Source organism: Endozoicomonas sp. ONNA2, from assembly GCF_024606365.1.
Classification (GTDB): domain Bacteria; phylum Pseudomonadota; class Gammaproteobacteria; order Pseudomonadales; family Endozoicomonadaceae; genus Endozoicomonas.
The window spans coordinates 1-9,290 of sequence record NZ_JAHHPO010000131.1 but is presented as its reverse complement, the minus strand read 5'-3'; the positions used below and the strand labels follow the sequence as shown (position 1 = coordinate 9,290).

Here is a 9,290-nt window from a genome sequence, read left to right as displayed (position 1 = left end):
ATTGAGGATAAAAATGTCTGATTCTGAGGAGAATGCCCTGAAGGGCACAAGTAGCTGATCCCGAGCCATATTGGCTGGTTGATAATACCGGCAAACATTCTGAATCAATCAACACGATAGCGGCTTTGCTGAATTCCGGTTTATCGATCAAACTCTATATCACACGGGGGTCCTATGAAGCTGATCAGTGGCTTCGACAGCGGGTTGATCCTGGATGAGAAACGGTGTGAACTTATGTGATAGTTGTTGCTTTTGCATATATGTAATTTCGTAGCATCAAGAAGTCAATCTTTGTCCGCAAGTTTATATGCTTCAGGGATACAAGTCCTGTGGAGTGGGTTTCGAATTGCGGCAGCCGATCAGAGTTGTCGTTTATTTTTAGTGTTGCTGTAGCTGGGTAAAATCTGTGATCTGTCGTTAAACTGTTAAGTGTTTGGGTTTTGCGACAGGTGTATTTACTTTGCTGCATCCGCTGGCGAAACCCTTTTTACTAGCGGTAATTCCGCTTTGATTAACGGTATTGGAGACATCATGATCAAGATTGCTATTAATGGTTACGGCCGTATCGGTCGCAACGTACTGCGTGCACTCTACGAAGCTGGCCGTCGCGATGAATACCAGATTGTTGCCGTTAATGATCTGGGTGACACCAAAATCAATACTCACCTGACCAGGTACGATACCGTCCATGGCCGTTTCAACGCACAGGTTGAAGAAGGTGAAGGTGCCCTGTTCGTCAATGGCGACGAAATCAAGACTTTCTCTGAGCGTGACCCTTCGAAGCTGCCATGGGGCAAGCTTGGTGTTGACGTCGTCTTTGAATGCACCGGTGTTTTCCGTTCCAGGGATTCCTGCAAGCCACACCTGGATGCTGGTGCCAAAAAGGTGATCATTTCTGCGCCTGGCTCAAAGGTTGACGCGACCATCGTTTACGGAGTCAACCACGACATTCTGACTAAAGATATGACGGTCATTTCTAACGCATCCTGCACCACTAACTGTCTGGCGCCTATTGCCAAGCCTCTGGACGACGCTCTGGGTATTGATAAAGGGCTGATGACCACTATCCATGCTTACACTAATGACCAGCGTCTGAGTGATGTATACCACTCTGACCTGTACCGTGCCCGTGCCGCTGCCATGAACATGATTCCAACCGCGACCGGTGCAGCTGCGGCCGTCGGTGAAGTTGTGCCTGCGCTAAAGGGCAAGTTCGACGGCATGGCGGTTCGTGTACCGACCATCAATGTCTCGCTGGTTGACCTGAGCTTCATAGCTGCCCGTGAAACCACCGTGGAAGAGGTGAACGGAATCATCGCTACTGCAGCCAAGTCCAGCCCGGCAATGGCCACGGTTCTGTCTGTTAACTACGAGCAACTGGTTTCCATGGACTTCAATCACAGTCCGTTCTCTTCCAACTTTGATGCCACTCAGACCCGTGTTCTGGGCAACCTGGTCAAGGTGATGTCCTGGTACGACAACGAGTGGGGTTTCTCCAACCGTATGCTGGATACGGCCAAGGCCCTGATGAACCCGTAAGGTATTCACAGTGAACACAACACAGGCTCGTTTAACGGGCCTGTGTCGTTGATGAGACAAGCGGTTCAGTAACCGCTGTTGGCGATCAAAGAGAAGGTATACCACCGGGCAAGATGGCTCCTATACTTTAACGGCACTTTCTGTTTGCACTGCGTTCAATACATTTATCCGGCAGGGCAGATTTGTACAGGTTGTAAACGGCTGTCATGCACATCATTAATCCATCAAGGCCTGTCGCTTGCCGTAATGACTCCTGTGATGATGCATCAAGCTTTTATTAATAGGCTGAAGGCCCCCACGAGAGCGGCGGGTTCACAAGCGAGAGGATTATCATGCTCAGACGCACAAAAATTGTGGCAACCCTGGGGCCAGCAACAGAATCGGAAGAACAACTGCAAAAGTTGATTAAAGCTGGCGTCAACGTCGTACGCCTCAATTTCTCCCATGGTGAGCCGGAAGATCACAAGGCCCGTGCCAATATCATTCGTGAAATTGCTGCAAGGCTAAACCGTCCGGTTGCCATTTTGGGTGATCTGCAGGGGCCAAAGATCCGCATTGGCCGCTTTCAGAATGGCAGGATTCATCTTCCGGATGGTGCAACCTTTAACCTGGATGCCAGTCTTCCCATTGGTGATGGTGATGAAACCCAGGTGGGGCTCGGTTATAAAGATCTGCCCAACGACTGTAAGGTCGGTGACATACTGCTGCTTGATGACGGACGAATCAGCCTGGAAGTCATGGCTATTGATGGTCCGTGCATTAAAACCAAAGCGGTCAATGGTGGTGAGCTGTCCAATAACAAGGGCATCAACCTTCAGGGTGGTGGTCTTTCTGCGGCGGCATTAACGGAAAAAGACAAGCAGGACATTCTTCTGGCTGCCGAGCTGGAAGTGGACTACCTGGCGGTATCTTTTGTCCGTCACGCCAGTGATGTTGAAGAGGCCCGTCGTCTGCTTCGAAAAGCTGGTGGAACTGCCGCTATACTGTCCAAAATTGAGCGGGCGGAGGTGGTGAATGACCATAAACTGCTGGCTGATGTGATCTCTGCATCCGATGCCGTGATGGTTGCCCGGGGCGATCTGGGTGTTGAAATTGGCGACCCGGAGCTGATTGGTGTCCAGAAACACATGATTAATGAAGCCCGTCGTTTGAATAAACCGGTCATAACCGCCACTCAGATGATGGAGTCCATGATTCACAACACCCAACCAACCCGGGCAGAAGTCTTTGACGTCGCTAACGCGGTGCTCGATGGCACTGATGCCGTGATGTTATCTGGTGAAACGGCCACCGGCAAACGCCCGGACGAAGTGGTCAAGGCCATGAGCCGTATCTGTCTTGGAGCTGAAAAACAGTCCGTTGAGTTCATGGCCGAGCGTCGTATTGGCAAGTTTGCAAATATTGACGAGGCCATAGCCCAGGCAACCATGTTTGCAGCGAACCATCAGGATGATATCAAGGCCATCGTCTGTCTGACGAAGAGCGGTGCCACACCTTTGTGGATGTCCAGAATCAATACCCGCCTCCCTATTTTTGCCCTGACCCGTTACCAGACCACCGAGCGTCGGGTTGCCCTGTATCGTGGGGTGGAGGCAGTGGCTTTTGATAGTGGTACCGAGTACGGCCCGGAAGTCAATGGACGGGCAGTTAACGTGCTCAAAGAGCGTGGTCTTCTGGCAGTGGGCGACAAGATTATTTTGACCAAAGGTGAAAGTCAGGAAATCGAAGGTGGCACCAACACTATGCAGATTATCAGCGTAAGCTGAGTCAACTCATTATTCCTGATTGCTTTATCAGCAGTCAGGCTCTTGGAAGGAGAATAGCCAGGCATGACCGAATTAAAGAGAGTGGGAGTTTTGACTTCCGGGGGCGACGCGCCCGGGATGAATGCCGCCATCCGTGCGACAGTTCGTGCCTGTATTTACTACGGTCTGGTTCCCGTAGTGATTCAGGAGGGTTACAAGGGACTGATTGAGAACCATATGGCAGTGGCGGATGCCCGTTCGGTTGCCAACATCATTAATCAGGGTGGTACCTTCCTGAAATCCGCCCGCTGCCAGGAGTTCCGCAGCAAGGAAGGTCGGCTAAAGGCCTACGAAAATGCGCGGGCTGCTGAGCTGGATGGTCTGGTGGTGATCGGTGGCGATGGTTCATTCACCGGCGCCATGCTGCTGGAAGAAGAGCATGGTCTGCCTTGTATCGGGGTTCCCGGTACCATCGATAATGACATTTACGGTACTGACTTCACCATTGGTTATGACACCGCACTGAATACCGTGGTCGAAGCCATCGATAAGATTCGTGATACCGCAACTTCCCATAATCGCCTGTTCTTTATTGAAGTTATGGGCCGTGATGCCGGCTTTATCGCCCTGAATACCGGTATTGCTTCCGGTGCAGAGGATATCCTGATTCCTGAGCAGGAAAAGACAGTTGAGTTATTCATGGAATCTTTGCAAAAGAGCGGTCGTGCGGGCAAAACCTCCAGCATTATTGTGGTTGCTGAAGGTGATCGCAGTGGTGGTGTTTTTGAATTGTCCCGTGCGGTGGAAGAAAACTTTCCGGAATACGAAGTGAAAGTCACCGTACTGGGGCATATCCAGCGTGGTGGCAAGCCTACCTGTTTTGACCGTGTTCTGGCCAGCCGTCTCGGTGTTGCCGCTGTAGAAGCCCTGCGCAATGGCGACAGTGATATTATGGTGGGTCTTCATGACCTCAAGGTGGTGAAAACCCCGCTGGAAAAAGCCATCAGCAAGCACAACCAGATTGACAGTCACCTGATGAAAGTGGCCAGGATTGTTTCCGTTTGATTCTTTGATGCCCAATGGTTGAATGCTGACCAGCAGATGACTAAAGTTTTTCAAGACGGAAAAGCCTTTAAATCAGGGGCTTTTTGCTTTCCTCCCAGCCGGTGTTTGCCGGTCCCGCATCTGTGCAGCGGTCTCATGCCATGAGCAAGCTTCACAGAAGATTGTTGTAACAGCCGCAGGTAACAGTTATGGCTATCTTTGACTCTCTCAAAAAAAGTCTGGGTTTTGACTCAAATGATGGAACAGTCCTGAAGGCACCTTTGACGGGCAAGATTGTTCCCATAGAGGAGGTGCCAGATCCGGTGTTTGCCGACAAGGTGGTGGGAGATGGTCTGGCCATTGATCCAACCGGACACGTTATGGTGGCGCCCTGTGATGGCGTGATTGGCAAAATTTTTGAAACAAATCACGCTTTCAGTATGGAAACACCCTCAGGCGTTGAGCTGTTTGTCCATTTTGGCATTGACACCGTGGAGCTGAAAGGGGAAGGCTTTAAACGAATAGCAAAAGAAGGACAGCGAATTAAAGTAGGTGATCCTGTGGTTGAAGTGGATCTTGCTTTTCTGACAGAAAAGGCGCGAAGTGTGGTCACTCCCATTGTGATCTCCAATATGGATGATATCAGTCATCTGGAGAAATCCAGCGGGGATGTGCAGGCCGGGGCTGATACGCTGTTGACCGTATATATGAAATGAATCGATTTTGGCCAACCAGGTCGGTTTGGCCATCTCGGTTTTTCCCGCGGCACTCGTGAAAAAGTGTTTGAGTCGTGATTATGATTGCTTGTCGTTTGCTTGGCTGGGCGACTTGCTCTTTCGACACTTTTGCCTCACCGAACTGAACCAGCCTCCCGGGCTGCTTAATTTTGCATGGGTTAATCAGTCTTCCTGAAAATTGGGATTGGTATTAAAGCCGCTGGCAGTAGCTGATTCGTAACTTGGCAGCGTGTGACCATAAAGAAAGTGATAATCCGGCGGTGGGGGAGCATAGGCACGGTAGTAGCTGTCAGGCGCATGATCAAGTATTTTCCAGATTTCTGTGTCTAGCTGAGAATGGTCAAGGTGTTCAAAATCAGTAGGAGTCAGAGTTTGACTACGTTGGAATCCTAAAGAGAAAAGTGTGAGAAAGTGCTGCTTGAATTGCAGGTTTTGGCTGTTTAATAGTTGCGCAATAAAATCCTCGGAGGTGACAAGTTTTTTCTTCAGGGACACAATTAAATTATTAAAATGCGTTTTTGTTCGGTCAAAACACCCCTTTGAATATCGATCCATAAAGATAATCAGCAGGTTTTCAGCAGCACCCGTATCCTTGGGTGCACCAGGGTCCAGATTTCGTTTTTTCAGCAACTCTTCGGCCAGTTCGAAATTATCAAACATCAAGGCCTCGCCAAGGAGATTTACATGGACCTTATTGCCATTAAGCTCAAGGTTATAAGGAATTAGCTTCAGGTGATCTACTTTGCTGGACTCGGCAAAAGCAGCTTTATGCTGAAAAATTACAGATGTGTTGAGAGAGGCATCATGGTTACTGACCAGCATTTTACAAACTTCTTCCCTGTTTTTGTTGCCAGGGTTTGAATTTATTAATTCGACTGGTGTGAGAAAAATAGGTGACCAGGCATCCGTGAGCTTCATCTTCATGGAAGTGCCAGGTAAATTATGGTCAAAGTCAAGCAATACCCTGACTGCTTCTGGTTTTAATTTATCCACGGCATGATCTGCACGAAGTTGTTTCCTCCCAAAATTAAACGTTCTGGGTTGCAAACCGGGATCGCCACCTGTTAACACTTTTCTGGGGTCTGCCCCACAGTCAAGTAATGTCTTCAAAACTTCGGTATTGCCATGTGCCGCCGCCTCAAATGCTGCAGATTGCAGTTTATCCCCGGGGGTTACAGAATAATCACGCAGAAGGCGATTAACCATTGGCAAATCACCTGTTTTAGCTGCCACATTCAGCGCCGAATTGGGTCCTTTGCGCTTCAGGGTTAACACGTTAGCAATACGATTACAGAAAGCGATTCCCTGACGAGTGGCAGGCGGGTTTGGCTGATCCGGAGGCTCAGTGACACGCGCTGTGCCAGATTGGTTCGACATATGGGCGGTGTCAGTCAGGTAGGCTCTATTGTTTATCATATTGTTACCAGTGGCTTGCATTTATATCAATAAGTGTGAGCCCGAAACTCGTGCTCTTGAATTCATTGACTTGACAGCTGAATATAAGTTCCCCGGGTATGTATTTTTTTGGCCAGTGGTAGTAAACGACAGTGAAATGCGTAACTACAGTTTTTAAAATGAAGGGATTTTCATCTGTTTAAACTTGGCTACGCTTTCAGCAGATTCCGGCGCATCTTTATTAGCCATTGCCATCTCAAGGTCGAACGCGTCAATTTTCAGATCATTACCGACGACACTGTTGAAGTTTTCTACTGCAGCTTCAAAGTCCACTTTAAGCGACTCAAGATAATATTCAAGCATTATTCGATTATTAGAATTTTGTCTGGTGTCTTGTAATTTATTTTTACAATTTTGCATCTTTTTCAAGGAATTGCAAAGGTCAGTAAATTTCTGTCGGGTATCTTCATTCTTAAGGGCAAGATCGATTGGCTGCTCAACTTCTTCTGCCTGGCTTTGAGTGACTTCTGCCTTTTCTATAAATGCAGGGATGTTCATTTGTTTGAATTTGGCGACGTCTTCAGCAAATTCTGGCGAGTGTTTATTCACCAATGCCATCTCAAGGTCAGAAGCGTTAATTTGTTTGTCAGCACTGACGGAGTTATTGAAGCTTTGAACTGAGGCTTTATAGTCTGCCTTAACCAGCTGCAATTCAATACTGCAAAGATTGAAAGCTTCGGTACCGCGATCCAGTTTTTGTAAATCATTTTTACATTTTTGCATCCGTTCCAGGTTGGAACACAGGGTGTCAAAATTTCTCTTGATGGTGGCTGGATTATTCTGGGCCTGTTTGTCCGGCGGCTTGACATTTTTATCACTGGCGGGATTTTTGATGTTCGAGCCGGATTGTTCTGTTGGTTTATATGCCCGGACATGCCTTTCTTTAATTTTGGTGCCGGGTTGTTTGGATTTTGACGAAAAAAGGGAGATCAGGAATGACTTGAAGGTTTTTGACGGCGTGACCTTGAACCCGCGAAAATCTCCCTCAGATTTATTGGTTCCCTGAGTTTTGTCGTTTATCGCCGGGTTAACGTTGACAGATTGATGGCCACCGCCGACTCGATCCATTGCTGTGCCTCCCTGAAACATTAGAAAATATCTATGTCGGCCTGTCTGGCCAATCGATGAGCGAAAGCCAGAAGATATACAACGCTATATCTGCTGGCGAAGAAATTAAATGTTTACATTGATTTCATTGCCTCTTGCATCTCTGTGCGAATATTGTCTGAACGTGGTCCGAAGATGGCTTGCATATTTTGGCCAACCACCACGACAGCGGTCGCTCCGAGTTGTTTGATCCGGTCAATATCTGCAGCTGCTGTATTGTTAACCGTAACTCTCAGGCGGGTAATACAGGCATCCAGGTTTTTGATATTGCCTTTTCCGCCAAACGCATTAATCAGGTTAACAGCCAGCTCGCTGGATGACCCGGCAGCGCCTTCGCTGACAATTTCAGCTTCGCGCCCGGGCGTTTTTACATCAAGTGCCATAATCAGCACTCGAAAAATAACATAGTACAGAACGGCGTAGAGTGCTCCAAGAATAATGATCCAGACCGGTTTGGTGGCAATGCCGAAATAGATCACATAGTCGATCAGGCCATTAGAGAAGGACATGGCCATCTTGATATCCAGATAGTTGGTGATGGCATATGCCATGCCAGCGAGCAGCGCGTGAATGCCATAGAGCAGCGGGGCCACAAACAGGAAAGAAAATTCAATGGGCTCGGTGATGCCCGTCAATACGGAGGTAAGCGCTGCAGAGAGCATGATACCGCTGGTTTTTACTCTGTTTTCCGGTTTTGCACAATGCCACATGGCAATGGCCGCAGCAGGCAAACCAAACATTTTGAACAGGTAGCCGCCGGCCAGAAAACCGGCTGTTGGATCTCCGGCAAAAAAGCGGGCAATGTCGCCATTAAATATCCGGCCGGACTCATCAATAAATTCACCCATTTCCATGTGGAAAGGCACGTTCCAGATATGATGCAGGCCAAAAGGGATGAGTAACCTTTCGACAAAACCATAAACAAACCCTGCCGCTTCCGGGTTTTCATTAACTGACCATTGGGAAAAATCGTTGATAACGGATTGGATGGGGGGCCAGATAAAGCTCAGCAGGATACCCAGGAAAATGGCACCAATGCCGGTAGCTATGGGGACAAACCGTTTGCCGGCAAAAAAACCAAGATACTCCGGTAACTGAATTTTGTAGTATCGGTTAAACATCACTGACGCCAGTATACCGACAATGATGCCACCAAAGACGCCGGTATCAATGGTGTCAATACCCATCACGGATGCCGGTTCAAAGCCCAGGTGATTGGCCATGATACCCATGGTACCAAGCATAATGACAAAACCAACGGCAGAAGCCACTGAAGAGACACCGTCGTTTTCTGTGAGTCCTATGGCCGTACCAATGGCAAAAATCAGGGGCAGGTTACTGAATACAGCACCGCCGGCCTGGGCCATAATGCTGGAAATCAGGTCCGGTATGAACGCAAACCCCGCGCTGCCCACGCCCAGAAGAATCCCGGCGACAGGCAGTACGGCAACTGGCAGCATTAACGCTCTGCCAATTTTTTGCAGCGTACCGAAAGTACTTTTGATCATGAGGGTGGCTCCGCAAAGGGAATAAAAGGTCTTCTGGATGGCAGCCGGATCAACCTTTCGGTCATCAATAGCGTTAACCGATACGCTACTGCCATCAGATCGTCCAGGAGGCTGTCCGAGAATAGACTGCCCTACGCGGCAACTGCTCCTGCGTT

Annotated in this window: 7 protein-coding genes; 4 read left to right on the top strand and 3 right to left on the bottom strand. The window is 48.6% G+C overall.

Annotation, left to right across the window (positions count from 1 at the left end; genetic code table 11):
- Positions 1 to 528 precede the first annotated feature (528 nt).
- From gap to crr, 4 genes are all read left to right on the top strand, one after another.
- Positions 529 to 1,539 carry a type I glyceraldehyde-3-phosphate dehydrogenase gene (gene gap, locus KDK14_RS02485; RefSeq protein WP_257263442.1) on the top strand — a complete coding sequence of 337 codons (1,011 nt, stop codon included), beginning with the start codon at positions 529 to 531 and terminating at the stop codon, positions 1,537 to 1,539.
- 332 nt (positions 1,540 to 1,871) lie between these two features.
- Entirely contained in the window at positions 1,872 to 3,305 is a 1,434-nt protein-coding gene (pyk, locus tag KDK14_RS02480; protein ID WP_257263440.1) for a pyruvate kinase, read from the top strand.
- Positions 3,306 to 3,368: 63 nt separating this feature from the next.
- Positions 3,369 to 4,349: a 6-phosphofructokinase gene (gene pfkA, locus KDK14_RS02475; protein WP_257263439.1), complete on the top strand. Its 981-nt coding sequence runs from the start codon at positions 3,369 to 3,371 to the stop codon at positions 4,347 to 4,349.
- 188 nt (positions 4,350 to 4,537) lie between these two features.
- The gene (gene crr, locus KDK14_RS02470; RefSeq protein WP_257263438.1) at positions 4,538 to 5,044 is read left to right on the top strand and encodes a PTS glucose transporter subunit IIA; all 507 of its coding nucleotides are present in this window, start codon (positions 4,538 to 4,540) and stop codon (positions 5,042 to 5,044) included.
- A 183-nt stretch (positions 5,045 to 5,227) separates the two neighbouring features.
- Here the strand turns inward: crr and KDK14_RS02465 are convergent, their stop codons facing one another.
- The 3 genes from KDK14_RS02465 to ptsG form a co-directional block, all read right to left on the bottom strand.
- Entirely contained in the window at positions 5,228 to 6,481 is a 1,254-nt protein-coding gene (locus KDK14_RS02465) for an ankyrin repeat domain-containing protein (protein ID WP_257263437.1), read from the bottom strand.
- Positions 6,482 to 6,634: 153 nt separating this feature from the next.
- On the bottom strand, positions 6,635 to 7,588 hold the full coding sequence (locus KDK14_RS02460) for a hypothetical protein (RefSeq protein ID WP_257263436.1): 954 nt from the start codon (positions 7,586 to 7,588) through the stop codon (positions 6,635 to 6,637).
- A 113-nt stretch (positions 7,589 to 7,701) separates the two neighbouring features.
- Positions 7,702 to 9,290, bottom strand: a 1,589-nt coding sequence (ptsG, locus tag KDK14_RS02455; protein ID WP_306671439.1) for a PTS glucose transporter subunit IIBC, incomplete at its 5' end; no start/stop codon positions are given.